Genomic DNA, 24,885 nt, shown 5'->3' on the forward strand with positions numbered 1-24,885 from the left:
ATCCACCGAAGTGGACGGGGTATCAACTTCTGGCGTTGATTTTTGGCACGCTGTTGAGTTCTCAAGGAACGGACGCTTCCTTCGTACTCACCCTCAGCAACACTGGCTGGGGCTTTCCTCCGGGCTTTCGTTCTGCTGTCTTGCGTTTCCAACTCTACCAGATCATTTCCGCGCCCTGCTTCTCGAAAGTCGCAGGCGGTTCGGATTTGAATTCGGTGACCGTTGGCGGTCTTTAGCCTTTCGGCGTTCCACTACGTTAGCGCTTTTCCCTTGTGACGCATAATCGGGTCACCGGCCGGGAATTCGGGCATGCCGAACAGGACCCCGCCAGGGGCAAGTCGTAGGTAGTGGGTTGGCCGCTCGAGGTCTGCCGATGGCAGTGCCCCGTAAAAGCGGCTCGAGCAACGTTAGGCGTCCGGCAGGGGCGAGTCAAGTTGAGCGTCGGCGCGGCGCGTGGGCGCGGTACGGGCTCACCGTCGGGTCGTGAGTGATCCAGAAGCGGTACGGGTGGTCGGCGCCCGCTCCGCCGACACCCGTGCGGGGACCGCTGCTCACCAGGTCGGGCGAGGTGGGAGTGCCCGCGAGGAGGGACAGGGGGGAATCGGTCCCCCCGCAGAGGTCGGTCCCGTCCAACGAGCGGTCCACGGCCAGGGCAGTGGCCAGGCGGGCCGGCCCTTTGGCGAGTTCTCGCGGATTTCTGGCTGAGACTCGACGTTTGGCGGCCAGATCGGCGCCGACCGTGATCTCGCCCGCGCGCAGCAGGACCCCGCTCGCGTGGCCCGGCGGGCCGCACACCAGGTTGAGGCTGAACCACATGCCGTAGATGAAGTAGACGTACGCGTGTCCGGGCGGGCCGAACATCGACGCGTTCCGTGCGGTGCGCCCGCGGTAGGCGTGCGAGCCCGGGTCGGACTCTCCCTCGTACGCTTCCACCTCCGTGATGCGCAGTTCCAGGGGGCCCTCCTCGGTACGGCGGACCAGGGTGCGGCCGAGGAGGTCCGGGGCCACGGTGAGGACCGGGCGGTCGAAGAAGGACCGGGCAAGGGGCGTACGGTCGGGACGTGCGCTCATCCGGTCGAGCGTAGTGGACCGCGCCGACCTGCAACCGGGGCCTAAGGTTCCGCGTTGGTACGGGGTAGTCGCGGCGTAGTCGCCAGAACGTTCAAGGGGAGTTTGAGCATGGGCTTCAAGAAGCTGTTCGCGAGCCTGGGTGCCGGTGGCGCTTCGGTGGACACGATCATCACCGAGCCGAACGTGGTTCCGGGCGGGATCGTCCAGGGCGAGGTGCGGATCCAGGGCGGATCCGTGGAGCAGCAGATCGAGGGTCTGTCCGTCGGGCTGCAGGCACGGGTCGAGGTCGAGGGCGGTGACCAGGAGTACAAGCAGGACGTCGTCTTCACCAAGCAGCGCCTCGGCGGTGCCTTCCAGGTGCAGGCCGGCGCGCTGCATGTGGTGCCGTTCGCGCTGGAGATCCCCTGGGAGACGCCGATCACCCACTTCGCGGGTCAGCACCTGCACGGCATGAACATCGGGGTCAGCACGGAGCTGGAGATCGCGCGTGCGGTGGACGCGGGCGACCTGGACGCGATCAACGTGCACCCGGTGCCGGCGCAGCAGGCGATCCTGGACGCGTTCCGCCAGCTCGGCTTCACCTTCCGCAGCGCGGACATGGAGCGCGGACACATCCGCGGGACGCGGCAGACGCTGCCCTTCTACCAGGAGATCGAGTTCCTTCCGCCGTCGCAGTACCGCGGGCTGAACCAGGTCGAGCTGACCTTCGTCTCCGACGGCCGGGAAATGGACGTCGTCCTGGAGATGGACAAGAAGCCCGGGCTGTTCAGCGAGGGCAGCGACACCTACCGCTGCTTCCAGGTGGGTCTGCAGTCGTACCAGGGGACGGACTGGGCCGCCTACCTCAACCAGTGGATCGCCTCGGTCGGCTCGCAGCGCAACTGGTTCTGACCTGAGTGCAGACGGGACGGCCCGTGCCCGCGTCGGGGCGCAGCCACAGCCGGCGTTCGGCCGGGCCGCCGCCGTATACCCGGGCGATGACAGGGTGGGGCGGCCTGGCCGGGGGCGGTTGATGTCGGACCCGAAATAGATGATCTTGCGGGTTTCGCGCCCCGCGGGGCAATCAACGATCTTGCTGGAGGCCTAGGCTCCGTCTTTGCAGGGGTTTCCATTCCGACCAGGAGGTTTCGACGTGTCCGAACGTGACAGGGCGCCGCTCCCCCACGATTTCCACCCCGACGTGCACGAGTTCACCGTGACGAGTGAGGACGTCTCCCACGGAGCCGACCTGCATGCCGCCCAGGTCCTCACGGGGAAGAACGTCTCGCCGCACCTGCGCTGGGAGGGCTTCCCCGAGGGGACGAAGAGCTTCGCCGTGACCTGCTTCGACCCGGACGCGCCCACGGGCAGCGGGTTCTGGCACTGGGTCCTCTTCGACCTGCCCGCCTCCGTGACGGAGCTGCCGGCCGGGGCGGGCAGCGGGGACTTCCCCGGTCTGCCGGAGGGCGCCGTGCACGCGCGGAACGACTACGGGACGCGGGACTTCGGGGGCGCGGCCCCGCCGCGCGGGGAGCGGCACCGCTACGTGTTCACCGTGTACGCGGTGGACCGGGAGCAGCTCGGTCCGGACGAGGACTCGTCTCCGGCGGTCGTCGGTTTCCACCTGCGGTTCCATGCCCTGGGACGCGCGCAGCTCGTCGCCCAGTACGAGGCGCCCGCCGCACCCTGATCGTTCGCCCGCAGTTTGCCCGGTCCTGGTCTAAAGAAGCCTGGGACCGGGCATTTTTATTGCGTTGTCCCGCGTGGCGCGCGCGGCCAGAGTGGTTCCGGGTCCTGCCGCCATGGTGGTCGCGGGCCTGCACACGGGAGGTGGGCGAGATGCGGGACACGCTGGTGCTGAATGCGAGCTTCGAGCCGCTGTCGACGGTGACGTTGAACCGGGCCGTGGTCCTGGTCCTCCAGGACAAGGCCGTCGTCGAACAGTCGCACCCCGAGCTGCGTGTCCGCGCCGCCACCATGGATCTTCCGATGCCGCGGGTGATCAGGCTCTGCAGGTACGTCAGGGTGCCGTTCCGAAGACATGCTCCCTGGTCGCGGAGGGGGGTGCTGGTCCGGGACCAGCACCGGTGCGCGTACTGCGGCAGGCGCGCGACCACGGTGGACCACGTACTGCCGAGGGCCCAGGGCGGTGGGGACACCTGGCTGAACACGGTGGCCTCCTGCGCCGAGGACAACCACCGCAAAGCGGCCCGGACTCCGGAGGAGGCCGGGATGCCGCTCCTCCGGAAGCCGTTCGTACCGTCGCCGGCGGACGCCATGCTCCTCGCGCTGGGGGTGGCCGGTCGGGAGGGGCTGCCCGAGTGGCTGGAGCGTTCCGCCTAGGACACCTGCGCTGAGCGACGTAGTTCCTCTACGCCGCTCAGCGGACCAGGAGTTGGACGATCGCGAGGAGCCCGACCGTCACGATGACTCCGCGCAGGACGGTCGGCCGGAGGCGGCGGCCGACCTTGGCGCCGATCTGGCCGCCGATCGTCGAGCCGACGGCGATGAGGAGCACGGCCGTCCAGTCGAACTCGGCGACGAAGAGGAAGAAGACGGCCGCGATGCCGTTCACGATCGCGGCGATGACGTTCTTGACTGCGTTGATGCGTTGCAGGTCGTCGTGGAGCAGCAGGCCCATCAGACCGAGGTAGAGCACGCCCTGGGCCGCGCCGAAGTAGCCGCCGTAGGCGCTGGAGAACAGCATGCCGCCGAGCAGGAGCGGGCCGCCGTCGGGGTGGCCGGCGTCGCCTCCGGCGGCTTCCTGGCGTCGGTGCAGGGCTGCGGCGAGCCGGGGCTGGAGAACGACGAGGACGAGCGCCAGTCCGATCAGGACGGGCACGATCGTGTCGAAGGACTCCGACGGCAGGGCGAGCAGCAGGGCCGCACCCGCGAGTCCTCCGACGGCGGAGACCGAGCCGAGTCGCAGGATGCGGGCGCGCTGACCCTGGAGTTCCTTGCGGTAGCCGATGGCCCCGCTGATGGACCCGGGCACCAGGCCGAGGGTGTTGGACACGTTGGCGGTGACCGGCGGCAGGCCCGTGGCCAGCAGCACCGGGAAGGTGATGAGGGTGCCGGAGCCGACGATGGTGTTGATCGTGCCCGCGCCGATGCCGGCGGCGAGGACCGCGAGTGCTTCCCAGATGGACATGGACTGTGCCATCCCCTTTGCATGAGTGAGTCGCCTCCCCGCCATGAAGGTCGAGGGGCCTCACTGATCATGCATCAGGGGGCTTGCGCGGTCAGTCGATGGGGGGCTGCTCGCGGCGTTCGGCGCTGTCCTTGTCGCGTGCCGCCGGGATACCGCCGCCGTCCTTGCCGGAGTTCTGCGGGTTGAAGCCCGAACCGCCGCCCAGGGGGCCGAAGTTGCCCATGGCACCGGAAAGGCCCTTGAGTGCGTCGCCGATCTCGCTGGGCACGATCCAGAGCTTGTTGGCGTCGCCTTCGGCGATCTTCGGGAGCATCTGCAGGTACTGGTAGGCGAGGAGCTTCTGGTCGGCGTCGCCGGCGTGGATGGACTCGAAGACGGTACGGATGGCCTGGGCTTCACCCTCGGCCTTGAGCGCGGCGGCCTTGGCCTCGCCCTCGGCGCGGAGGATGGAGGACTGCTTCTCACCCTCGGCGCGCAGGATCTCGGACTGCCGGACACCTTCGGCCTGGAGGATCGCGGCGCGCTTGTCGCGGTCGGCGCGCATCTGCTTCTCCATCGAGTCCTGGATGGAGGTCGGCGGCTCGATGGCCTTGAGCTCGACGCGGTTGACGCGGATGCCCCACTTGCCGGTGGCCTCGTCGAGGACTCCGCGCAGGGCCGCGTTGATCTCCTCGCGGGAGGTGAGGGTCCGCTCCAGGTCCATGCCGCCGATGATGTTGCGCAGCGTGGTGACGGTGAGCTGCTCGATGGCCTGGATGTAGCTGGCCACTTCGTACGTCGCCGCCCGGGCGTCGGTCACCTGGTAGTAGATGACGGTGTCGATGTTGACGACGAGGTTGTCCTGGGTGATGACGGGCTGAGGCGGGAAGGGGACGACCTGTTCGCGCAGGTCGATCCGGTTGCGGATCGAGTCGATGAACGGGACGACGATGTTGAGGCCCGCGTTGAGGGTGCGGGTGTAGCGGCCGAACCGCTCGACGATGGCGGCGCTGGCCTGCGGGATCACCTGGATCGTCTTGACCAGTGCGATGAAGACCAGAACCACCAGAATGATCAGGACGATGATGATCGGTTGCATGCGGTTCCCCGTGCCCTTCCGGCTGTCTGTGCTGCCCCGTTGATCGGAGTCTCGCAGACCTGGGGGCCGCGAGCAGGCTGCTTCTCACATCACGACGGCGGTCGCCCCGTCGATCTCCACCACGTCGACGGACTGCCCGGGTTCGAAGCTGGTGTCCGCGTCGAGGGCGCGGGCGGACCAGACTTCGCCGGCGAGCTTGATCCGCCCGCCGCCGCCGTCGACCCGCTCGAGGACGACGGCGGTTCTGCCCCTCAGCGCGTCGATGCCGCTGCGGTGTTGGGGGCGTTGGTCGCGGTGCCGGTTGGCGATGGGCCGGACGACGGCGATGAGCGCGACCGACACGACCACGAAGACCAGGACTTGGGCCACCACTCCCCCGCCGAGGGCCGCCGTGGCGGCTGCCGCCACCGCCCCGACGGCGAACATGCCGAACTCCGGCATGGCGGTCAGGACCAGGGGGATGCCCAGTCCGACCGCGCCGATGAGCCACCACACCCACGCGTCGATGTCCACGTGGTCATGGTAGGTCGGGTGGGCGCGGTCGGGACAGGGTGCGGGCGGCCGTACCCGGAGGGTGACCGGCTCCGGTTGTCCGTGTCGGGGGGTGTCAGCCGAGCGGGAGGCCCTGGGCGGTCCAGCGGTCGGCCCCGTTGCGCTCGACGACCAGGGGGAGGCCGAAGCAGAGCGAGAGATTGCGGGAGGTCAGTTCCAGGTCGATGGGACCGGCGGTGACGACCTTGCCCTGGCGGATCATCAGGACGTGGGTGAAGCCGGGGGCGATCTCCTCGACGTGGTGCGTGACCATGACCATGGAGGGGGCGAGCGGGTCTCGGGCGAGGCGGCCCAGGCGGCGTACGAGGTCCTCGCGGCCACCGAGGTCGAGGCCCGCGGCGGGCTCGTCGAGGAGCAGGAGCTCGGGGTCGGTCATCAGCGCGCGGGCGATCAGCGTGCGCTTGCGCTCACCCTCGGAGAGGGTGCCGAACTTCCGGTCGAGGTACTCGGTCATGCCGAGCCGGTCCAGGAAGGCGCGGGCGCGCTGCTCGTCGACCGCCTCGTACTCCTCCTGCCAGGTCGCCGTCATTCCGTAGGCGGCGGTGAGGACGGTCTGCAGGACGGTCTGCCGCTTGGGGAGCTTGTCGGCCATCGCGATGCCGGCCATGCCGATGCGGGGGCGCAGCTCGAAGACGTCGACCTTGCCGAGGGTGCTGCCGAGGATGGTGGCGGAGCCCTTGGTGGGGAAGAGGTAGCTGGAGGCGAGGTTCAGCAGTGTGGTCTTGCCGGCGCCGTTGGGGCCGAGGATCACCCAGCGCTCGCCCTCCTTCACCGACCAGGAGACCTGGTCCACCAGAGCCCGGCCCTCGCGGACCACGGATACGTCCACCAGCTCCAGAACATCGCTCATGAGCGTGTTGTCACCCCTTGCAGTCACGGTTCACTGTGCGCCGGTAGACGCAGCCCCAGGGGAAAACCTACGCCACTCGGGAAGGGGTCCGGGGCCGGGGCCCGGTGCGGGTGGCGATCCGTAAAGTGGGGGGATGCTTTTCGAACCACGTTCAGGGCGGCTGGCCGCCTGGGGGAACGCGCTGCTGGCCGGTCTGGTCTCGCCCGACGAGGCCGCGATGTCGATCGTGGGCGAGGACGCCGTGCACCGGGTGGAGGGACTGCCGGGCGAGTCGGGTCCGGTGGGGCTCACGCTGGCGCTCGGCCGGCTCCGCGCGCTGGGGGTGAGCGGGCTGAGGGTGGCGCTGCCGGCGCCGGGGCACCCGCTGGGGCTGAGCGGCCCCCCGGAGTTCAACGCGCGGGCACTGGAGGCCGAGGAGGCCGTCGTCGCGGTGGGCGCGGCGCTGGGGCTGGTCCCCGAGGTGGCCGAGGCCGGTCCGGCCGGGGACGTGCACGTGTCCGTGACCTGGCACTGCCTGCCCGGACGGGAGGCGCCGCCGGCGGACGTGCCGTCGCTCGGCGAGGCGGAGCGGGAGCTGGCGGAGGCCCTGCGCGAGGCAACAGCGGTGCTGACCCGGCTGGACGTGGCGGGGTCCGGTCCGGTGGCGGAGGCGGCCCTGTCGGCGTACCGGGCGCGGGCGGAGGCGGGACAGGACGCGCTGGCGCCGGGGTATCCGCCGCGGGCGGTGCGCGTGCTGGCGCTGGCTCAGCGGGTGGACCTGATGGTGTCGCTGGCGTACGAGAGCGGGCACGGGGGTGCGGTGGCCGCCTCGGAGATGGCGGCGCGGGCGGAGGCGTTGCGGCCGGTGGAGCGGGTCGCGCGGCGGGCGCTGGTGGCGGCGTACAACTCGGCGGTGGAGCGGTACTAGGCCCCGTCACCCCTGGGCTGCCCCCCGGACTCCGCGGGGCACCGCCGCACGCCGCGTTCGAGCTCGGGACTGGCCGGGGGGTGCACCTCGAGCGCCGGCGGGGCCCGGACGGCGACGCCGGTCGGGCCGGCGCCGTCCGCGACGGTGGTCCTCACGGTCCTGTCGATCACCGGCAGCACGGGTGGTCACGGAGCCGTCGCCCGTCCCGATGTTCGGGGTGTGGACGCGGCTGTCGTCCGACCGGAACCCGATGTCCGCGCGCTGGTCCCCGGTTCCGTCTCCGTGCGGGCCCGGGGTGGCGACCACCGACACGTCGCCCGGGGCCAGGTCGAAGGCGTAGGGGTGACGGCCGTCGGGGCGGGGGCCGGAGCGGGGGGTCGGCCGCCGCCGGAGACGGCCACGGCGTCCGCCACGGTGTCCGCCGCGGAGTCGGTGACGTAGAGGCGGGAGCCGTCGTGGCCGGGGGCCGCGCTGTCGGGCCCGTCGCTCACGGGAACGCCGGACACGACGGTGCCGGAGCGGGTGTCGACGACCGGGACCGGGTCGGAGCGGAGGTTCGCGGCGTAGACCCAGCGGCCGGGCCGCTCGGCCGGTGCGGCCGTCAGTCCCGTCAGGGCCGCCGCCGCGCAGGGCACGGCGGCGGTTCGTCCGGTGATGTTCCGGTTCATCCTCATACGGGGTCACGCTGGGCGTGGCGGCGGGGCGGCGAGCCGGGGCTCGTGCGCGGATCGCCCGACCGGCACGCCGATACGGCCCCGCTTCCAGGGGAGAAGGGGGAAGCGGGGCCGCAGGTCGGGGCGGGTCAGGCGTTGACGCCGCTGTTGCCGAAAGCACCGTTGAGCAGGCCGATCACGTTGACCGTGTTGCCCACCACGTTCACGGGGACGTGCACCGGGGCCTGGACCAGGTTCCCGGAGGCCACGCCGGGCGAGTTCAGGGCCTCGCCCTCCGCCGACGCACCGCCGTGCGCCGAGGAGACACCGGCGCCGGCGGCGAGGAGGCCGCCCGCGATCATGGTGACGGCTGCGGCCTTCTTGAAGTTCTTCACGTTCTCGTCCTCCAGTACGTCTGCCGCGACCAGCCGTCGCGGCACGCCATGGAGAACGGCCGGTCCGCCCCCGCGGATACGCCATGTGGGCTACATACACCCGACCGTATGAATCTCATCCCGGAACGAGACGGTCCGATTCGGGCTCGTTACTCGGCGATTCCGTGCCTGACCGCCCACAATGCGGCCTGGGTCCGGTCGGAAAGGTCCAACTTCATCAGGATGTTCGAGACGTGGGTCTTGACCGTCTTCTCGGACAGCACCAGGGCGCGGGCGATCTCCCGGTTGGAGCGGCCGTCCGCGATGAGGCCGAGGACCTGGCGCTCGCGGTCGGTCAGCGAGCCGGGGCGGCCCGCCGGGGAGCCCTGGTCCTGGGAGAGCAGGGCCTGCGCCACCTCCGGCTGGAGCAGGACGTGACCGGCATGGACGGAGCGGATCGCCGCGGCCAGAGCGTCGGGGTCGATGTCCTTGTAGACGTATCCCGCCGCGCCGGCCCGCAGGGCGGGGACCGCGGTCCGCTGCTCCGTGAAACTGGTGACGACCAGCACCCGCGCGGGGTTCGCCAGCTCGTGCAGGCGGCGCAGGGCCTCGATGCCGTCGGTGCCCGGCATCTTCACGTCCATGAGGATCACGTCGGGCCGCAGTTCCTCGGCTCCGGCGATGCCCTCGTCGCCGTCGGAGGCCTCCCCGACCACCTCGATGTCCTCCTGGACCTCCAGGAACGTGCGCAGGCCCCGGCGGACCACCTGGTGGTCGTCCACCAGCAGGACACGGATGCGGGCGCCGCTTCGGCCGGTGCTGTCAGCCACCGGGGACCTCCATCTCGATCGTGGTGCCCCGACCGGGCTCCGAGTGCACGGCGAGGCTGCCTCCGACGCCGCTCGCGCGGTCGCGCATGGAGACCAGCCCCAGATGGCGGCCCGCCCGGCGGACGGCCCGGGGGTCGAAGCCCTTGCCGGAGTCGGTGACCTTCAAGACCGCGCCCCCGGTGGACGTGCGGGCCAGGGTGACCTCGACGCGGTCTCCGTCCGAGTGGCGCAGCGCGTTGTGGAGGGCCTCCTGGGCGACGCGGAGCACCGCCTCCTCCTGGGCGGCGGGAAGGGCCCGTACCCCCGCGCAGGCGAAGGTGACGTGTGCGGTGTGCGCGCGGTCGAGTACGTGGACGTGGGTGCGCAGGGTGGCCACCAGGCCGTCCTCGTCCAGCGCGGCGGGGCGCAGCTCGGTCACGGCGGCGCGCAGTTCGTCGGCGGCCTCCGCGGCGAGGGCGGCCACCTGCTGGAGTTCACCCTTGGCCCGGGCCGGGTCGCGGTCGACGAGGGTCGCGGCGGCCTGGGCGGTGAGGCGCAGGGAGAAGAGCTTCTGACTGACGGCGTCGTGCAGTTCGTGCGCGAGGCGGGAGCGCTCCTCGGCGATGGTGAGCTCGCGGCTGCGTTCGTAGAGCCGGGCGTTGGTGAGGGCGATCGCCGCGTGCTGGGCGAGCAGGGAGAGGAGGTCCTGGTCCTCGTCGGTGAAGACGCGGTCGGCGCCGTCGGGGGCGCTCCGCTTGTTCGCGAGGAAGATCGCTCCAAGGATCTCGTCGCCGTCGCGTACGGGCATGCCCAGGAAGTCGGACATCTCGGGGTGGGCGGAGGGCCAGCCGCCGAAGCGGGGGTCCTTGCGTACGTCGGCCAGTCGCTCCGGGCCGTTCTCGTGGAGCATCGCGGCGAGGATGCCGTGCTGCCGGGGCAGCGGGCCGATCTGCCGCCACTGTTCGGCACTGATGCCGTCCACGACGAACTGGGCGAAGCCGCCGTGGTCGTCGGGGACGCCCAGGGCCGCGTATTCGGCGTCCAGCAGTTCGCGGGCCGACACCACGATCGTGCGCAGGACGTCGCGGACCTCCAGGCGGCGGCTCATGGCCAGCAGTGCGGTGCTGACGGCGGCCAGGTGGCTGCGGGGCCCGCCCTGCAGGGGACTTGCGGTCATGGCCTCACCGTACCGGCGGTCGTGACCTGCGGGATCGGGCGGTGGGGGGACCCGGGGCACGCCGCAGGGCGTAGGTCCAAGGGACCTGTGGGAGTGGGGCCGGCGGCCGACGCGGCGGGGGCGCGCGCGTTCCTAGGTTGAGGTCATCTGCTGATCGGGACGAATGCGAGGGTGCTGTCATGTCGGTGGCGATCGTGACGGGGGCGTCGAGGGGGCTCGGCCGGGCGCTGGCCGGGGAGCTGGCGGTACGGGGCTGGGACCTGGTGCTCAGCGCGCGGGACGCGGCGGCCTTGGAGGAGGCTGCGGCCGGGCCGGGGAGGGTCGAGGGGGCGCGGGTCGTGGCGGTGGCCGGGGACGTGGCCTCGCAGGCGCACCGGGCGGCGCTGGTGTCGGCCGCGCGGGGGCTCGGCGGGCTGGACCTGCTGGTGAACAACGCGGGGGTGCTGGGGGCCGAGCCGCTGGTGCCGTTGGCGGCCCAGCCGCCGGCCGGCCTGCGGGAGGCGTTCGAGGTCAATGTGGCGGCGCCGCTGGGGCTGGTCCAGGAGGGGCTGCCGCTGCTGCGGGCCTCGGCGGCGGGGGCCGTGCTGACCATCAGCTCGGACGCCGCGGTCGTTCCGTACGCCACGTGGGGTGCGTACGGGGCGACCAAGGCGGCGCTGGACCTGCTGTCGGCCGTGCTGGCGGTGGAGGAGCCGGGGCTGCGGGTGTGGTGGGCGGATCCGGGCTCGATGCGGACGCGGATGATGGCGGCGGCCGAGCCGGGCGAGGACCTGGCGGGGCTGCCCGCGCCGGAGGAGGTGGCTCCGGTGCTGTTGCGGCTGCTGGAGCGGGGCCTGCCGAGCGGCCGGTACACGGCGGAGGGACTGGCCGGGGGCGCGGGGGCCTGGCAAGGCGCCGGGCAGGAAGCCGGCGCCGGACAGGGCGTGGGGGTCGGACGGTGAGCGGGGGCCGGGGTCTGCGCGAGCAGGCGCTGCGGAAGGGCGCAGTGCCGGAGGAGGAAGGAGGACTGTATATACCGGACATTCCTCGCGAACTGCTGGCGCGGATTCCGGCCGAGCAGCGGGGGCCGGGGCTGGGGCGGGACGCCGTGCGCCTCCTGGTGTCCCACGGCAGCACCCGGGTGTCACTGCACGGCTTCCGGGAACTGCCGCACCTGCTGCGGGCCGGTGACGTGCTGGTCGTGAACACCTCGGCGACCCTCGCGGCGGCCGTGGACGCCCGACTGGGCGGCGAGGACCTGGTGGTGCACTTCTCGACCCGGGGGGACGACGGCCGCTGGGCGGTGGAGCTGCGGGCCCCGGCGGGCCGCGGGACGACCCGACCGCACCGCGGCGGCCCGCCCGGCGCAGTGGTGGAGCTGCCCGGGGGCCGCCGCCTGGTCCTGGAGGAGCCCCTCGCCTCGGACGCGGACCGGCTGTGGTGGGCGCGGCCCTCCCCCGGTGCGGACGCGGTTGCGGAGCTGCTGCGGGAGCACGGGCGGCCGATCCGGTACGCCTACACGGAGCGGGACCAGCCGCTGGCGGCCTACCAGACGGTGTTCGCGGTGCCGGCGGCCGACGGGTCGGGGTCGGCCGAGATGCCGAGCGCGGGCCGGCCCTTCACGGCGGAGCTGGTGGCGCGGCTGGTGAGCCGGGGCGTGCAGTTCGCGCCGCTGACCCTGCACACGGGGGTGGCTTCGCAGGAGGCGCACGAGCCGCCGTACCCGGAGCGGTACGCGGTGCCGGCCGCGACGGCGGCGCTCGTGAACGCCGCGCGCGCCGGAGGCGGGCGGGTGATCGCGGTGGGGACCACCGCGGTACGGGCGCTCGAGTCGGCGGCGGACCCGCGCGGGGTGGTTCGCGCGGCGGGCGGGTGGACCGAGCTGGTGGTGACGCCCGAGCGCGGGGTGCGGGCGGTGGACGGCCTGCTGACCGGCCTGCACGAGCCCGAGGCCTCGCACCTGCTGATGCTGGAGGCGGTGGCGGGACGTGCCGCCGTACGGCTCGGGTATGCGCAGGCGCTGGCCGGGCTCTGCCTCTGGCACGAGTTCGGCGACGTCCACCTCCTCCTCAAGGATGACAACCGTCACGGAACGCATTGCTGAAGCAACGCATGGTGAGAACGCCGTAAGGGCGGTGTGAGCCCCGGCATAGGACCCACATCACTTACGAAGCTCCCTAGTGGAAGGGTGCATGTCCCATCAGCGCGGGCAGGGCCAGCGCCGAGGCCGGAAGTAGACCCTCCGCGCCCGGCCCTGATCCACTAAGCGGGATCGTACGTCACACCTTTGCCACAGGATTTTGCCGCCGCTAAGAATTGCTCCCGTCGCCAGGCGCCGCGGATCCCGGATCCGCAAGGCGCCTTCCTGCGGCCCCCGCTATTCGAAGAGGTTGCCCCGCCATGTCTGCTTCCCGCACCCCCGGTCACAGTCGTCTGACGAAGGCACACAAGCTGTCCATCGCCGGCGTCGCCACCCTGAGCGCCGCCGCCGTCGCCTTCTCCCTCGTCCCCGCCGACGCCGCCGAGGCCGACACCATCTCGGCCGCCCCCGTCGCCTGGACCCAGGCCGTGAACGGCACGCAGACCAAGGCGCTGTACGGGCACCTCTCCGCGCAGCAGGTCATCGCCAAGGCGAACGCCAAGGCCGCCGCCGTCGCCGCCAAGGCGAAGGCCGACGCCGACGCCAAGGCCAAGGCCGAGGCCGCCGCGAAGAAGGCCCGCGCGCAGAAGGCCGCCGCGAGCCGCTCCGCCGCCCGCACCCCGGTGTTCGCGAACAACCTGGACGGCTGGATCAAGGAAGCCCTCTTCATCATGAAGAAGGAAGGCATTCCGGGCACCTACGCCGGTATTCACCGCAACATCATGCGCGAGTCCAGCGGCAACCCGATGGCGATCAACAACTGGGACATCAACGCCAAGAACGGCATTCCCAGCAAGGGCCTGCTCCAGGTCATCCTTCCGACCTTCAAGGCGTACCACGTCAAGGGCACCAAGTTCGACCAGTACGACCCGGTCGCCAACATCGTCGCCGCCTGCAACTACGCGGCCGACCGGTACGGCTCGATGGACAACGTCAACAGCGCCTACTAGGCCTTCGGCGCTCCTCGCCCCACCCTCGCACGCCGAAGGGCGGCACCCGTGTCCCGGGTGCCGCCCTTCGGCGTGTCTGCCGTCCGGTGCTACTTGCCCGCGCGCATGACCTCGGGCTCGTGGCGGCGCAGCAGGCGCTGCACCAGGAACCCGCAGGCGATGCCGAGGGCCAGCAGGATGATGATGTTCAGGCTCCACTGGCCGACCGTGGCGTCCCAGAGCGGGTCGGTGTTGGTCGGGTTGTCGTGGTCCCACGGCGGCATGAGCTTGCCGAGGTTCAGCGTGGTGCCGGCGGCGGCGACGGCCCAGCGTGACGGCATCAGCCAGGCGAACTGCTCCAGGCCCGGGGAGTCGTAGACCTGGAAGAGGATGCCGGTGAAGACGACCTGGACGATCGCGAACATGACCAGCAGCGGCATGGTCTTCTCGGCGGTCTTCACCAGCGAGGAGATCACCAGGCCGAACATCATCGAGGTGAATCCGAGCGCGATGACCGACACGCACAGCTCGACGGCCGGCGGCATCAGCAGGCCCTCGGTGGGCAGGTCGCGCGGGGCGAAGCCGATCGCGCAGATGATCACGCCCTGGACGGCCGTGATGAAGCCGAGGACGATCACCTTCGACATGAGGTACGCCGACCGGGAGAGACCGGTCGCGCGCTCTCGCTCGTAGATGACGCGTTCCTTGATCAGCTCACGGACCGAGTTGGCGGCACCGGAGAAGCACATGCCGACCGCGAGGATCAGCATGATCGTGCCCGCGTCGCCGTTGAAGCGCGACGGCGGGGTCGGCGGCGCCAGGCCGAAGGTCGCGGGGATGACCGTGGAGACCACGCCCAGGACGGCCGGCAGGATCAGCATCAGGCCCATGAAGCCCTTGTCCGACGCGATCACCGAGACATAGCGGCGGATCAGCGTCCACAGCTGCGAGCCCCAGCCCTGCGGCTTGGTCGGGCGCATCTGCTGGGCCGACGGCATGACGACCGGCTGCGGGGCGACCGCGTCGAGCTCGGCGGCGTAGAGCTGGTAGTGCTGCGAGCCCTTCCAGCGGCCGGCCCAGTCGTAGTCGCGGTAGTTCTCGAAGGCCGAGAAGACGTCCGCCCACGTGCTGTAGCCGAAGAAGTTCAGCGCCTCGTCCGGCGGGCCGAAGTAGGCGACGGACCCGCCCGGGGCCATGACCAGCAGCTTGTCGCAGAGCGACAGCTCGGCGACGGAGTGGGTGACGACGAGGACCGTGCGGCCGTCGTCGGCCAGGCCGCGCAACAGCTGCATGACGTCGCGGTCCATGCCCGGGTCGAGGCCGGAGGTCGGCTCGTCCAGGAAGATCAGCGAGGGCTTGGTGAGCAGCTCCAGGGCGACGGAGACGCGCTTGCGCTGACCACCGGAGAGCGCGGTGATCTTCTTGTCCTTGTGGATGTCGAGCTTGAGCTCGCGCAGCACCTCGTCGATGCGGGCGGCGCGCTCGGCCTCGGCGGTGTCGCCGGGGAAGCGGAGCTTGGCCGCGTACTTGAGCGCGGTGCTGACCCTCAGCTCCTTGTGCAGGATGTCGTCCTGCGGGACCAGGCCGATGCGCTGGCGGAGCTCCGCGAACTGCTTGTACAGGTTGCGGTTGTCGTACAGGACGTCGCCCTGGTCGGCGGGCCGGTAGCCGGTCAGCGCCTTGAGCAGGGTGGACTTGCCGGAGCCGGACGGGCCGATGACGCCGATCAGCGACTTCTCCGGGACGCCGAAGGTGACGTCCTTGAGGATCTGCTTGCCGCCGTCGACCGTGACCGTGAGGTGGCGGGCCGAGAAGGAGACCTCACCGGTGTCGACGAACTCCTCGAGGCGGTCGCCGACGATACGGAACGTCGAGTGGCCGACGCCGACGATGTCGTTCGGGCCGAGGAGCTGGGTGCCGGACTTGGGCAGCGGCTGACCGTTGACGTAGGTGCCGTTGTGGCTGCCGAGGTCGTGGATCTCGAAGCGGCCGCCGGGCATCGAGCGGAATTCGGCGTGGTGGCGCGAGACCTGGAGGTCGGAGACCACCAGCTCGTTCTCCAGCGCACGGCCGATCCGCATGACGTGGCCCAGCGAGAGCTGGTGGAACGTCGTCGGGCTGCGGTCGCCGCCGTAGCCGGGCGCTCCGCCCTGCGCCTGGCGGGGCGCGGCGCCGCCGCCCTGCTGGTGCGGGAGGTGGGCCTGCGGCTGCTGCGGCTGGTGCTGCTGCTGGTTCCAGGCCTGCTGGGGCTGCTGCGGAGCCTGGTAGGCCGCCGCCTGAGGCTGGGCGTACGCCTGCGCCGGGGCCTGCTGCGCCTGCTGCTGTGCCACGGCCGGCTGCGGCGCGGCGGCGGCGCTCAGATTCAGCCGCGGGCCGTCGGTGGCGTTGCCCAGGTGGACCGGCGTGCCGGGCACCAGCGCGGTCTGCTGGACCCTCGCCCCCTGCACGTAGGTGCCGTTGGTGCTGCCGTGGTCCTCGAGCCCCCAACCCTGGCCGTTCCAGGCGATGGTGGCGTGCCGCCACGACACCCGCGCATCGTCGATCACCACATCCCCCTGGGGGTCGCGCCCCAGTGAGTACGACCTGGACGGATCGAGCGTCCAGGTCCTGCCATTCAATTCCAGTACGAGTTCCGGCACTCCAGCCCCACTTAAGTCCCCCGAGAATCCCCCATGACGTCAGGGAGTCTAGGGATGGCGAACATCCGGGGGAACTATTTCAGGCCTGCAGCCGTATGTGGAATCCGGGCCTTGCCCGGGCGTCTACGTCTGCCCGTTGACGGGGTCGAAAGTCACCCGGAGAGTGAGATACGGGACTTCTCGCCCGGAGGTCCCGTCGCGTACCGCTCGGCATGCATCGGGGGTTCACCGCGTGCGCCGCATCCGTTGGGGAGACGTGTTCCTGTCCGCCGTGGCCGCCGTGGGCTGGGCCCTGATCGTGATGGCGGCGGTGGCCGGCCTGGGGCTGCACCTGCTGGGCGCGGACGCCGACGGGGGCTCGCTCGGGCCGATGACGGCCGCCGTGGTGGTCCTCGCCCTCGGGGGAACCGTGGACCCCTCGGGTGACGTCTCGGTGTTCGGAGTTGCCGGGGCGGGGGCCGAAACCTCCCTGGACGTCATGCCCTTGGGGGTGTCCCTGGCCGGCGCCCTGGTGCTGGCCGGGGTGTTCCTGCGCTCGCTGCGGGCCGGAGCGGGTCCGGGCGAGACGGCGGCCAGGGTCGTGGCGTTCACGGCGCTGCTCGTTGCGACGGCGGGCGGGCTGGCGTGGGCCGGGCACGACGTGGTCACCCTCGACGGCACGTCGCTGCCGAGCACCCCGGTGCGGGTCGAGGTCCCGGGGATCGGAGACATCGGCGGGCTCCTCCCGGACCGCGTGGAGGACCTCGTCGAGGCGCGGGTCCGGGTGGGTTTCTCCGTCGAGCCCGCGCCGACCCTGCTGGGCGCTGGCGTGTGGGCGCTCGCAGTGCTGGCGGTGGCGTTGCTGGTCTCTCGGCGCGGGCCTGCCCTGCTCGCCCTGGTGCGGCCCGCCGCCTCGGCGGTGGTGACGGCGCTGCTGGTCGCGGTGGCGGCGGGAGTGGCCGCGGCGGTGTGGGCGGCGGCGGGGGACGAGAATCCCCGGCGGGTGCTGGGCGCCGCGCTGCTGGGTGCTCCGAACGGGAGCTGGCTGGGGGTGCTGCTGGGGCTGTTCGTACCGCTGCGCGGCGGGGCCGCGGGCGAGCCGGCGCGGCTGCTGCCCCCTCCGTGGGACGACCTCCTGTCCGCCTCCACGCGGGAGCCGGTGACGGTGGCCCGGCTCGCGGAGTACGACGAGCGGGTCTGGCTGCTGGTCGCGGGGGTGTCCCTGCTGCTGCTCGCCGCGGGCGTGCTGGCGGCCGTGCGGACTCCCGGGCGCGGCGTCGCGGGGTGCGCGGTGCGGCTGGGGGCGGTGACCGCGGTGGCCCTGGCGGTGCTGGTGCGGCTGACGCGGCTGTCGGCGGACGCCTCGTCGGCGGTGCTGGGCGTGGACATGGTGGAGGCCGGGGTGGAGCTGCGGGGGGACGTGCCGTACGCCCTCCTGCTGGGCTCGGTGTGGGGCGCGCTGGCCGGTGGGGCCGGCGCGGTTCTGGCGGGCCGGCGCCGGCCCGCGGGCGGTACGCCGGGGGGCCCGGCCGCGGGCGGTGCGGGCCGGCCCGCCCCCGTGGATCCCGCTACGCCCGCGGCCCCGTACGGGGCGGGTCCGGGCGGCCCGGCCGGGCCGCCGGGGTGGGCCGGGCCGTACCTGGATCCGGACGTCTCCTGGGACGTGACGATGACCGGCATCCCGCCGCATCCACCGCGGCGCACCCGTCCCCCGCAGCGGCCGCCCTTCACCCCGCCGCCCCCGCCGGAGGCGCCGCCGCCGCCGAAACCGCCGGGGCCCCCGGCGCCGCCACGGTGACGGCCGGGCGGGACGCGGCACGTTCAGGAAGTGGGACGGGGGTCCTGTCGCGGGAGCCGGGAAGATACGGTGAGGGCACCATGAGCGCATCGCAGACCTCCGACGTCCCCACCCTCCTCGTCAAGATCTTCGGCAAGGACCGTCCCGGGATCACCGCCGGGCTGTTCGACACCCTCGCCGCCTACTCCGTCGACGTCGTCGACATCGAGCAGGTCGTCACCCGTGGCCGCATCGTCCTGTGCGCCCTCGTCACCAAGCCCGTCGGCGGCACCGAGGGCGACCTGCGGGCCACCGTCCACAGCTGGGCCGAATCGCTCAAGTTGCAGGCCGAGATCCTCTCCGGCACGGGCGACAACAGGCCGCGCGGCAGCGGCCGGTCCCACGTCACCGTGCTCGGGCATCCGCTCACCGCGGAGTCCACGGCCGCCATCGCCGCGGAGATCACCGGGGCCGGCGGCAACATCGACCGTATCTTCCGGCTCGCCAAGTACCCGGTGACCGCGGTGGAGTTCGCCGTCTCCGGCGTGGAGACCGAGCCGCTGCGCACCGCGCTGGCCACGGCCGCCGCGCACATCGGCGTGGACATCGCCGTGGTGTCGGCGGGTCTGCACCGCCGGGCGCAGCGCCTGGTCGTCATGGACGTGGACTCGACCCTCATCCAGGACGAGGTCATCGAGCTCTTCGCCGCCCACGCCGGGTGCGAGGCCGAGGTCGCCGAGGTCACCGAGCGGGCCATGCGCGGCGAGCTGGACTTCGAGCAGTCCCTGCACGCGCGGGTGGCGCTGCTGGCGGGCCTGGACGCGTCCGTCGTCGACAAGGTCCGCGCCGAGGTGCAGCTGACCCCGGGTGCGCGGACCCTGATCCGTACGCTCAAGCGGCTCGGCTACCAGGTGGGCGTGGTCTCCGGCGGCTTCACCCAGGTGACGGACGACCTGCGGGAGCGGCTGGGGCTGGACTTCGCCTCCGCCAACACCCTGGAGATCGTCGACGGGAAGCTGACGGGCAGGGTGACCGGCGAGATCGTGGACCGGGCGGGCAAGGCCCGGCTGCTGCGGCGCTTCGCCGCCGAGGCCGACGTACCGCTGTCCCAGACGGTGGCGATCGGCGACGGAGCCAACGACCTGGACATGTTGAACGCGGCCGGGCTGGGCGTGGCCTTCAACGCCAAGCCGGTGGTGCGCGAGGCCGCGCACACGGCGGTGAACGTGCCCTTCATCGACGCGGTGCTGTACCTGCTGGGAATCACCCGTGAGGAGATCGAGGCCGCGGACCTGGCCTGACCGTCACGGGTGCGCGAGGCACTCCGATCCTCCCCGGACACGAGGGCCCCGGCGGCCGGTGCGGCTGCCGGGGCCCCTTCGCGCGCCGTGCCGGTCAGTGCCCCTTGGGGGTCCAGTAGTCCAGCAGGGTGCCGACCCCGTGCTCCAGGGACTTCCACGAGCCGGTGAAGGAGACGACGGCGAGCGCGGCGGTCGGGAATCCCGTGCGGGTCATCCGCGCCAGGGTGTCTCCTTCCGCCCGCCCGGCGAGGGCGTCGGCGAGGGCGTGCATGCCGGGGTTGTGGCCGATGACGAGGAGGTCGGAGACCTCGTCGGAGACCTCGTTCAGCAGGGCGATGAGCTCGCCCGGCGAGGCGTCGTAGATCCGCTCCTCGTAGTGGGTCTTCGGCCGGTGCGGCATCTCCTGCACGGCGAGCTTCCAGGTCTCGCGGGTGCGGGCAGCGGTGGAGCAGAGGGCCAGGTCGAAGACGATGCCGGTCTCGGCGAGCTTCAGACCGACGGCCGGCGCGTCCTTGCGGCCCCGTTCCGCCAGCGGGCGGTCGTGGTCGGACACGTCGGGCCAGTCGGCCTTGGCATGCCTGAGGAGGGCGATCCTGCGGGGTGTGTCTGCGCTCATGGCTCCCAGCTTCGCATGAAACGGGGTACGGGGCGCAGGGTGTTGAGGGGGCTCGTTCCGGGTGGTGAGGGGCGCTCGGGAGGTCAGCCGACCACGCGCAGGAGCTGTTCGGCGACCTGTACGAGAGCGGAGACCTCGCCGGTGGCCGCGTGTGCGTCGCCGGATCCGGCGAGGAGCAGCAGGAGGAGGCCGAAGGCGATTGCGGGCAGGGCCGGCGCCCACCAGTGCAGCCGGGTGCTCGCGGCGGTCGCGGCGCGCGTCCGGCGGGCGGACGGGAGGGAGGGGGTGTGCATGGGGGCCGACATGGCCGCCTCCGTGGGTGTGTGGACCGGACTGGCTCGCTGCCCTTCGAATCTATGGATTCGGGACGGCGGTTCCCATCCGGGCCACACCCCACTTCACCCTGAGCCCGACCCCCTAGGGGTTGGTGGGGATATCCCCACCCCCGCGTGCGGCGGTCGGCGCGGCGGTCACGGGGAGGCGATCGTCGCGATCACGGAGATGATCACGGAGACGACGAGCATGGCGCCGAGGACGAGGCCGAGCTTCCTGCGGCCGCCCTCCGGGTTCGGTTCGAGTACGGGTGACATGCCGGTCAGTCTCGCATGCCGCATTCGTCCTCGATCGTGCGGTCCCTGCCTGCGAGGACGCCGAGGGCGATCTGCGGGACGAGCAGGCCCGCCATCAGGGCGAGGGGCAGGTCCCAGCCGCCGCTGTGCTGGTAGAGGGTGCCGATGACGAGCGGGCCGGGGATGGAGATGAGGTAGCCGGTGCTCTGGGCGAAGGCGGAAAGCCTGACCACCCCGGCCGGGGACTTGGCGCGCAGCCCGATCATGGTGATGACGAGGGGGAACGCGCAGTTGGAGACGCCGAGCAGGAGGGCCCAGGCCCAGGCTCCGGCGGCCGGGGCGAAGTAGAGCCCCAGGTAGCCGGTGAGGCCGAAGACGCCGAGGGTGACGGCGATGGCGCCCTGGTTCCTCATGCGGCCGGCGAGGCCAGGGATCACGAAGGCGAGCGGGACGCCCATGACCATGGTGACGGCGAGGAGGACACCGGCGGTGGAGGCGGAGACCCCGGCGTCGCGGAAGATCTGCGGGAGCCAGCCCATGGTGATGTACGCGCCCGTGGCCTGGAGGCCGAAGTAGCAGGCGAGGGCCCAGGCGGTGCGGCTGCGGACGACCCGCGGGCCCGCGTCGGCCCGTACGGGGGCGCCCTCGCCGGAGGCGGCGGCTGCGGCCCGGGCCCGGTCGGCGCGGCGGGCGGCGCGGGTGATGGGCAGCCACAGCAGTACGGCGGCCACGGCGAGGGCGGCCCACATCAGCAGGCCGGTGCGCCAGCTGCCGCCGAGGGCGTCGGTGAGCGGGACGGTCGCGGCGGCGGCGAGCGAGGTGCCGGCGGCCAGGGCCATGGAGTAGAGGCCGGTCATGGTGCCGACCCGGTCCGGGAAGTAGCGCTTGACGATCACCGGGAGCAGGACGTTGGTGAGGGCTATGCCGGCCAGGGAGAGGGCGCTGGCGGCGAGGAAGCCGGCGGCGCCGCCGGCGAAGGGCCGGATCAGCAGTCCGGCGGCGACGGCGGCCATGCCGGCGCAGACGACGGCGACCGGGCCGAAGCGGCGGGAGAGCCGGGGCGCGGTGACGCCGAAGACGGCGAAGCACAGGGCCGGCACGGAGGTGATCAGTCCGGCGACGCTGCCGCTCATGCCCAGACCGGTGCGGGTCTCTTCGAAGAGGGCGCCGAGGCTGGTGATGGCGGGGCGCAGGTTGAGGGCGGCCAGGACGATTCCGACGATGAGCACCGGGCCGAGCCAGGGCGGCTGCACCGTCGTGTGCGGGGTGGCGACCGCGGTTCGGTCGGTGGCGGGCCGGTGGAGCGTCGTGGTCTCTTCGTCGGACATTCCGCCATCATAGAATCATGGGATGATTGGTTGTCCAGACGCCGCCCGTCACACTGGCATCCGCGCCGCACCCGCGGGCGCAGCCGCACCTGAGAGGAACCCATGCCGCTGACCTCGCCCCGGCGCTCCGCGCTCGTCGATCAGGTGATCGCCCAGCTGCGCAACCAGATCACCTCCGGGGAGTGGCCGGTGGGGTCGCGCATCCCCACCGAGCCGGAGCTCGTGGAACTGATGGGCGTCGCCCGCAACACCGTGCGCGAGGCCGTGCGCGCGCTGGCGCACAACGGCCTGCTCGACATTCGGCAGGGCTCGGGCACGTACGTCATCGCGACGAGCGAGCTGGCCGGCGTCATGCACCGGCGCTTCGCGGGGGCGGAGCCGAGGCACATCGCCGAGCTGCGCTCCACCCTGGAGTCCTCGGCGGCCCGGCTGGCGGCGGAGCGGCGCACGGAACGGGACCTGCTCCAGCTTGACGCCCTGCTGGCGCGCCGGGAGGAGGCCTGGGCGAGCGGGGACGCGGAGGTCTTCGTGGCGGCGGACGTGAGCCTGCACATGGCTGTGGTGACGGCTTCGCACAACGACGTGCTGATCGAGCTGTACGCCGACCTCGGCGAGCTGGTGGCCGACTGGCTGCGGGCCGACGTGGGCACCGTGCTCGACCCTGCGGCCCATCTCGACCACGCCAGGCTGATCGAGGCGATCCGGCGCGGGGACGGGGCGGCGGCAGCCTCGGAGGCCGCCGGCTACCCCTTCGTCTGCCTCGGTGGGGAAGTCGGCGGAGTCGCGGACGCCAGGGCCGAGGGGGCCGAGGGGGCGCAGGCAGATCCGGTCACGGCCGCCGGTGGCTGACCCTGGCCGCGCGGACCTCCTTCCAGCAGCGGCCGACGAGCTCGGCCCGGGCGGCCGGGCCGACCGCCACGGCCGCGCCGTCGCCGTCCAGGTCCCACCAGCGGTCGCACTCGACGTGCAGGCTCACCAGGTCGGTCTCCGGATAGGCGTTGTGGCAGTGCGCGGTCACCCGAGAGCCCTCGATCGTGGTGGCGCAGTCGGCGCCGAAGAGTTCGCGGGCGGCGGGGCGCGAGGGCTGCGCGGGGGGTTCGGCGGGGATGTCGGAGAGGTCCACGACGGCCGGGGCCGCCACCTCGGGGCCGGTGGCCGCATCTTCTCCGGAGGTCTGCGCGGCCACGGCCGGGATCAGGAGTCCGGTCACGATCACCGATGTGACCACTATCGATACTGCTCGGCTCGGCCTGGTGCGCACCCCTGCCTCCTCCCCGCCGGAGCCGGGAAGATCCCGACCTGGCCAGTTTGCAGGCATCTGTTCCGGTTTTCGACTCGGGAAGATCCGGTCGGCCGGTGAACATCCGAGCGAAGGGCACCCCCGCGGGCCCGCCCCGGCCCCCGCCCGGCCCCCGCCCCGCTCCGCCCCGGCTCTCCCTGCCCGGCGGTCCGGCCGCCGTACGGACACCCGGTTCTGACCTGGGGTCAGGCACCCATCGCGTGGACGCCGCCGTCCACGTGGACGATCTCACCGGTGGTCTTCGGGAACCAGTCCGACAGCAGGGCGACGACGCCGCGGCCGGTCGGCTCCGGGTCGCTCATGTCCCACTCCAGCATGGAGCGGGTGTTCCAGACCTCGGCCAGCTCGCCGAACCCCGGGATGGACTTCGCGGCCATGGAGCCGATCGGACCCGCCGAGACCAGGTTGCAGCGGATGTTCTCCTTGCCCAGGTCGCGGGCGAGGTAGCGGCTGGTGGCCTCCAGGGCGGCCTTGGCCGGGCCCATCCAGTCGTACTGCGGCCAGGCGAACTGCGCGTCGAAGGTGAGGCCGACGACGGCACCGCCCTCCGCCGGGAAGAGCGGCTTGCAGGCCATGGTGAGCGACTTCAGCGAGAACGCCGAGACGTGCATGGCGGTGGCGACCGACTCGAACGGCGTGTTCAGGAAGTTGCCGCCGAGGGCGTCCTGGGGCGCGAAGCCGATGGAGTGCACGACGCCGTCGAGGCCGCCGAGCTCGTCGCGGACGAGGCCCTCCAGACGGGCCAGGTGCTCGTCGTTGGTGACGTCGAGCTCGATCACCTTGACCGGCTTGGGCAGCTTCTTCGCGATGCGCTCCGTCAGCGACGGGCGCGGCCACGCGGTGAGGATGACCTCGGCGCCCTGCTCCTGCGCCAGCTTGGCCGTGTGGAAGGCGATGGAGGACTCCATCAGCACACCCGTGATGAGGATGCGCTTGCCCTCGAGAATTCCGCTCATGGTGATCAGTGACCCATGCCCAATCCGCCGTCAACGGGAATGACGGCTCCGGTGATGTACGCGGCGTCGTCGGACGCCAGGAAGCGGACGGCTGCCGCGATCTCCTCGGGCTGCGCGTAGCGGGCGAGCGGCACCTGCGCCACGATCCCCGCGCGCTGCTCGTCGGTGAGCACCTTCGTCATGTCGGTGTCCACGAACCCGGGCGCGACGACGTTGAAGGTGATGTTGCGGGAGCCCAGCTCGCGGGCGAGCGAGCGGGCGAAGCCGACCAGAGCCGCCTTGGAGGCGGCGTAGTTCGCCTGCCCCGCCGAGCCCAGGAGCCCGACGACCGAGGAGATCAGGACGACGCGGCCCTTCTTCGCGCGGAGCATGCCGCGGTTCGCGCGCTTGACCACCCGGAAGGTGCCGGTGAGGTTGGTGTCGACGACCGAGGCGAAGTCCTCCTCGGACATCCGCATCAGCAGCGTGTCCTTGGTGATGCCGGCGTTGGCCACGAGCACCTCGACCGCGCCGTGCGCGTCCTCGATCTGCTTGTAGGCCTGCTCCACCTGCTCGGAGTCGGTGATGTCGCACCGCACCGCCAGGACACCGAGATCGGTGAGGGCCTGCGGCGGCTCACCCGACCGGTACGTGATCGCGACCTTGTCGCCCGCCTCCGCGAAGGCTCGGGCGATGGCGAGGCCGATGCCCCGGTTTCCTCCGGTGACGAGAACCGAGCGGCTCAACGGATCACCCTTTCGCTAGCGGTCTGAATACCGAAAACCTATAGGT

The 24,885-nt window shown here is 72.0% G+C and carries 28 protein-coding genes; 11 read left to right on the forward strand and 17 right to left on the reverse strand.

Annotated features, from left to right (window positions below; genetic code table 11):
- Positions 1–236, forward strand: a 236-nt coding sequence (locus ACZ6JS_RS24925; protein ID WP_469301075.1) for a hypothetical protein, incomplete at its 5' end; no start/stop codon positions are given.
- A 193-nt stretch (positions 237–429) separates the two neighbouring features.
- On the opposite strand, the gene ACZ6JS_RS24930 is transcribed toward ACZ6JS_RS24925, so the two are convergent.
- Positions 430–1,071 (reverse strand): DNA-3-methyladenine glycosylase, encoded by a 642-nt coding sequence (locus tag ACZ6JS_RS24930; protein WP_469301077.1) that lies wholly within the window; start codon positions 1,069–1,071, stop codon positions 430–432.
- A gap of 108 nt (positions 1,072–1,179) precedes the next feature.
- Here ACZ6JS_RS24930 and ACZ6JS_RS24935 point away from each other — a divergent pair, with 108 nt between their 5' ends.
- The 3 genes from ACZ6JS_RS24935 (at position 1,180) to ACZ6JS_RS24945 (ending at position 3,393) form a co-directional block, all read left to right on the forward strand.
- Positions 1,180–1,962: a sporulation protein gene (locus ACZ6JS_RS24935; RefSeq protein WP_030829451.1), complete on the forward strand. Its 783-nt coding sequence runs from the start codon at positions 1,180–1,182 to the stop codon at positions 1,960–1,962.
- Between the two features lie 241 nt (positions 1,963–2,203).
- The gene (locus tag ACZ6JS_RS24940; protein ID WP_469301079.1) at positions 2,204–2,740 is read left to right on the forward strand and encodes a YbhB/YbcL family Raf kinase inhibitor-like protein; all 537 of its coding nucleotides are present in this window, start codon (positions 2,204–2,206) and stop codon (positions 2,738–2,740) included.
- A gap of 149 nt (positions 2,741–2,889) precedes the next feature.
- Positions 2,890–3,393: an HNH endonuclease gene (locus tag ACZ6JS_RS24945; protein ID WP_469301081.1), complete on the forward strand. Its 504-nt coding sequence runs from the start codon at positions 2,890–2,892 to the stop codon at positions 3,391–3,393.
- Positions 3,394–3,430: 37 nt separating this feature from the next.
- On the opposite strand, the gene ACZ6JS_RS24950 is transcribed toward ACZ6JS_RS24945, so the two are convergent.
- The 4 genes from ACZ6JS_RS24950 to ACZ6JS_RS24965 all read right to left on the reverse strand — a co-directional run bounded on the left by ACZ6JS_RS24950 (position 3,431) and on the right by ACZ6JS_RS24965 (position 6,681).
- Positions 3,431–4,201, reverse strand: a complete 771-nt coding sequence (locus ACZ6JS_RS24950; protein WP_469301083.1) for a sulfite exporter TauE/SafE family protein — start codon at positions 4,199–4,201, stop codon at positions 3,431–3,433.
- Between the two features lie 91 nt (positions 4,202–4,292).
- A complete protein-coding gene (locus ACZ6JS_RS24955) occupies positions 4,293–5,279 on the reverse strand; it encodes an SPFH domain-containing protein (protein ID WP_030849804.1) in 987 nt (328 codons plus the stop codon).
- 84 nt (positions 5,280–5,363) lie between these two features.
- A complete protein-coding gene (locus ACZ6JS_RS24960; RefSeq protein WP_469301085.1) occupies positions 5,364–5,792 on the reverse strand; it encodes an NfeD family protein in 429 nt (142 codons plus the stop codon).
- Between the two features lie 94 nt (positions 5,793–5,886).
- Positions 5,887–6,681 (reverse strand): ABC transporter ATP-binding protein, encoded by a 795-nt coding sequence (locus ACZ6JS_RS24965; protein WP_030849799.1) that lies wholly within the window; start codon positions 6,679–6,681, stop codon positions 5,887–5,889.
- A 133-nt stretch (positions 6,682–6,814) separates the two neighbouring features.
- On the opposite strand from ACZ6JS_RS24965, the gene ACZ6JS_RS24970 reads away from it, so the two are divergent.
- Positions 6,815–7,588 carry a hypothetical protein gene (locus ACZ6JS_RS24970; protein ID WP_469301086.1) on the forward strand — a complete coding sequence of 258 codons (774 nt, stop codon included), beginning with the start codon at positions 6,815–6,817 and terminating at the stop codon, positions 7,586–7,588.
- A gap of 185 nt (positions 7,589–7,773) precedes the next feature.
- Here ACZ6JS_RS24970 and ACZ6JS_RS24975 read toward each other — a convergent pair whose 3' ends face one another.
- The 4 genes from ACZ6JS_RS24975 to ACZ6JS_RS24990 all read right to left on the reverse strand — a co-directional run bounded on the left by ACZ6JS_RS24975 (position 7,774) and on the right by ACZ6JS_RS24990 (position 10,586).
- On the reverse strand, positions 7,774–8,262 hold the full coding sequence (locus tag ACZ6JS_RS24975; RefSeq protein ID WP_469301088.1) for a YncE family protein: 489 nt from the start codon (positions 8,260–8,262) through the stop codon (positions 7,774–7,776).
- 128 nt (positions 8,263–8,390) lie between these two features.
- Entirely contained in the window at positions 8,391–8,636 is a 246-nt protein-coding gene (locus tag ACZ6JS_RS24980; protein WP_469301571.1) for a chaplin, read from the reverse strand.
- A 149-nt stretch (positions 8,637–8,785) separates the two neighbouring features.
- Positions 8,786–9,445, reverse strand: coding sequence for a response regulator (locus tag ACZ6JS_RS24985; RefSeq protein WP_469301090.1), 660 nt, complete (start codon positions 9,443–9,445; stop codon positions 8,786–8,788).
- Positions 9,438–10,586 (reverse strand): GAF domain-containing sensor histidine kinase, encoded by a 1,149-nt coding sequence (locus ACZ6JS_RS24990; protein ID WP_469301572.1) that lies wholly within the window; start codon positions 10,584–10,586, stop codon positions 9,438–9,440. Before ACZ6JS_RS24990 ends, ACZ6JS_RS24985 begins: the two co-directional genes overlap by 8 nt.
- A gap of 194 nt (positions 10,587–10,780) precedes the next feature.
- Here ACZ6JS_RS24990 and ACZ6JS_RS24995 point away from each other — a divergent pair, with 194 nt between their 5' ends.
- The 3 genes from ACZ6JS_RS24995 to ACZ6JS_RS25005 all read left to right on the forward strand — a co-directional run bounded on the left by ACZ6JS_RS24995 (position 10,781) and on the right by ACZ6JS_RS25005 (position 13,670).
- On the forward strand, positions 10,781–11,542 hold the full coding sequence (locus ACZ6JS_RS24995; protein WP_469301091.1) for an SDR family NAD(P)-dependent oxidoreductase: 762 nt from the start codon (positions 10,781–10,783) through the stop codon (positions 11,540–11,542).
- 65 nt (positions 11,543–11,607) lie between these two features.
- Positions 11,608–12,684 carry an S-adenosylmethionine:tRNA ribosyltransferase-isomerase gene (locus tag ACZ6JS_RS25000; RefSeq protein ID WP_469301574.1) on the forward strand — a complete coding sequence of 359 codons (1,077 nt, stop codon included), beginning with the start codon at positions 11,608–11,610 and terminating at the stop codon, positions 12,682–12,684.
- Between the two features lie 296 nt (positions 12,685–12,980).
- Entirely contained in the window at positions 12,981–13,670 is a 690-nt protein-coding gene (locus tag ACZ6JS_RS25005) for a transglycosylase SLT domain-containing protein (RefSeq protein WP_469301092.1), read from the forward strand.
- A gap of 89 nt (positions 13,671–13,759) precedes the next feature.
- Here ACZ6JS_RS25005 and ACZ6JS_RS25010 read toward each other — a convergent pair whose 3' ends face one another.
- Positions 13,760–16,288, reverse strand: coding sequence for an ABC transporter ATP-binding protein/permease (locus ACZ6JS_RS25010; protein ID WP_469301094.1), 2,529 nt, complete (start codon positions 16,286–16,288; stop codon positions 13,760–13,762).
- 232 nt (positions 16,289–16,520) lie between these two features.
- On the opposite strand from ACZ6JS_RS25010, the gene ACZ6JS_RS25015 reads away from it, so the two are divergent.
- Together ACZ6JS_RS25015 and serB are read left to right on the forward strand one after the other, a co-directional pair.
- Entirely contained in the window at positions 16,521–18,065 is a 1,545-nt protein-coding gene (locus ACZ6JS_RS25015; RefSeq protein ID WP_469301095.1) for a streptophobe family protein, read from the forward strand.
- An 80-nt stretch (positions 18,066–18,145) separates the two neighbouring features.
- On the forward strand, positions 18,146–19,345 hold the full coding sequence (gene serB / locus ACZ6JS_RS25020) for a phosphoserine phosphatase SerB (RefSeq protein WP_469301097.1): 1,200 nt from the start codon (positions 18,146–18,148) through the stop codon (positions 19,343–19,345).
- 94 nt (positions 19,346–19,439) lie between these two features.
- On the opposite strand, the gene ACZ6JS_RS25025 is transcribed toward serB, so the two are convergent.
- The 4 genes from ACZ6JS_RS25025 to ACZ6JS_RS25040 form a co-directional block, all read right to left on the reverse strand.
- Positions 19,440–19,961 (reverse strand): SixA phosphatase family protein, encoded by a 522-nt coding sequence (locus ACZ6JS_RS25025; RefSeq protein ID WP_469301099.1) that lies wholly within the window; start codon positions 19,959–19,961, stop codon positions 19,440–19,442.
- An 83-nt stretch (positions 19,962–20,044) separates the two neighbouring features.
- Complete coding sequence (locus ACZ6JS_RS25030; RefSeq protein ID WP_469301100.1) at positions 20,045–20,266, reverse strand: hypothetical protein; 222 nt, start codon at positions 20,264–20,266, stop codon at positions 20,045–20,047.
- Between the two features lie 165 nt (positions 20,267–20,431).
- A complete protein-coding gene (locus ACZ6JS_RS25035; RefSeq protein WP_257855467.1) occupies positions 20,432–20,551 on the reverse strand; it encodes an SGM_5486 family transporter-associated protein in 120 nt (39 codons plus the stop codon).
- 5 nt (positions 20,552–20,556) lie between these two features.
- Complete coding sequence (locus tag ACZ6JS_RS25040; RefSeq protein ID WP_469301102.1) at positions 20,557–21,858, reverse strand: CynX/NimT family MFS transporter; 1,302 nt, start codon at positions 21,856–21,858, stop codon at positions 20,557–20,559.
- Positions 21,859–21,960: 102 nt separating this feature from the next.
- Here ACZ6JS_RS25040 and ACZ6JS_RS25045 point away from each other — a divergent pair, with 102 nt between their 5' ends.
- A complete protein-coding gene (locus ACZ6JS_RS25045) occupies positions 21,961–22,707 on the forward strand; it encodes a FadR/GntR family transcriptional regulator (RefSeq protein ID WP_469301104.1) in 747 nt (248 codons plus the stop codon).
- On the opposite strand, the gene ACZ6JS_RS25050 is transcribed toward ACZ6JS_RS25045, so the two are convergent.
- From ACZ6JS_RS25050 to fabG, 3 genes are all read right to left on the reverse strand, one after another.
- Positions 22,688–23,068 carry a hypothetical protein gene (locus tag ACZ6JS_RS25050; protein WP_469301106.1) on the reverse strand — a complete coding sequence of 127 codons (381 nt, stop codon included), beginning with the start codon at positions 23,066–23,068 and terminating at the stop codon, positions 22,688–22,690. The two genes, ACZ6JS_RS25045 and ACZ6JS_RS25050, sit on opposite strands and share 20 nt — an antisense overlap.
- A 275-nt stretch (positions 23,069–23,343) precedes the next feature.
- A complete protein-coding gene (gene fabI, locus ACZ6JS_RS25055; RefSeq protein ID WP_031148968.1) occupies positions 23,344–24,114 on the reverse strand; it encodes an enoyl-ACP reductase FabI in 771 nt (256 codons plus the stop codon).
- A 5-nt stretch (positions 24,115–24,119) separates the two neighbouring features.
- The gene (fabG, locus tag ACZ6JS_RS25060) at positions 24,120–24,839 is read right to left on the reverse strand and encodes a 3-oxoacyl-[acyl-carrier-protein] reductase (protein ID WP_469301108.1); all 720 of its coding nucleotides are present in this window, start codon (positions 24,837–24,839) and stop codon (positions 24,120–24,122) included.
- Between the last annotated feature and the right edge of the window lie 46 nt (positions 24,840–24,885).

The sequence above is a fragment of the Streptomyces sp. NPDC046349 genome (assembly GCF_055587885.1).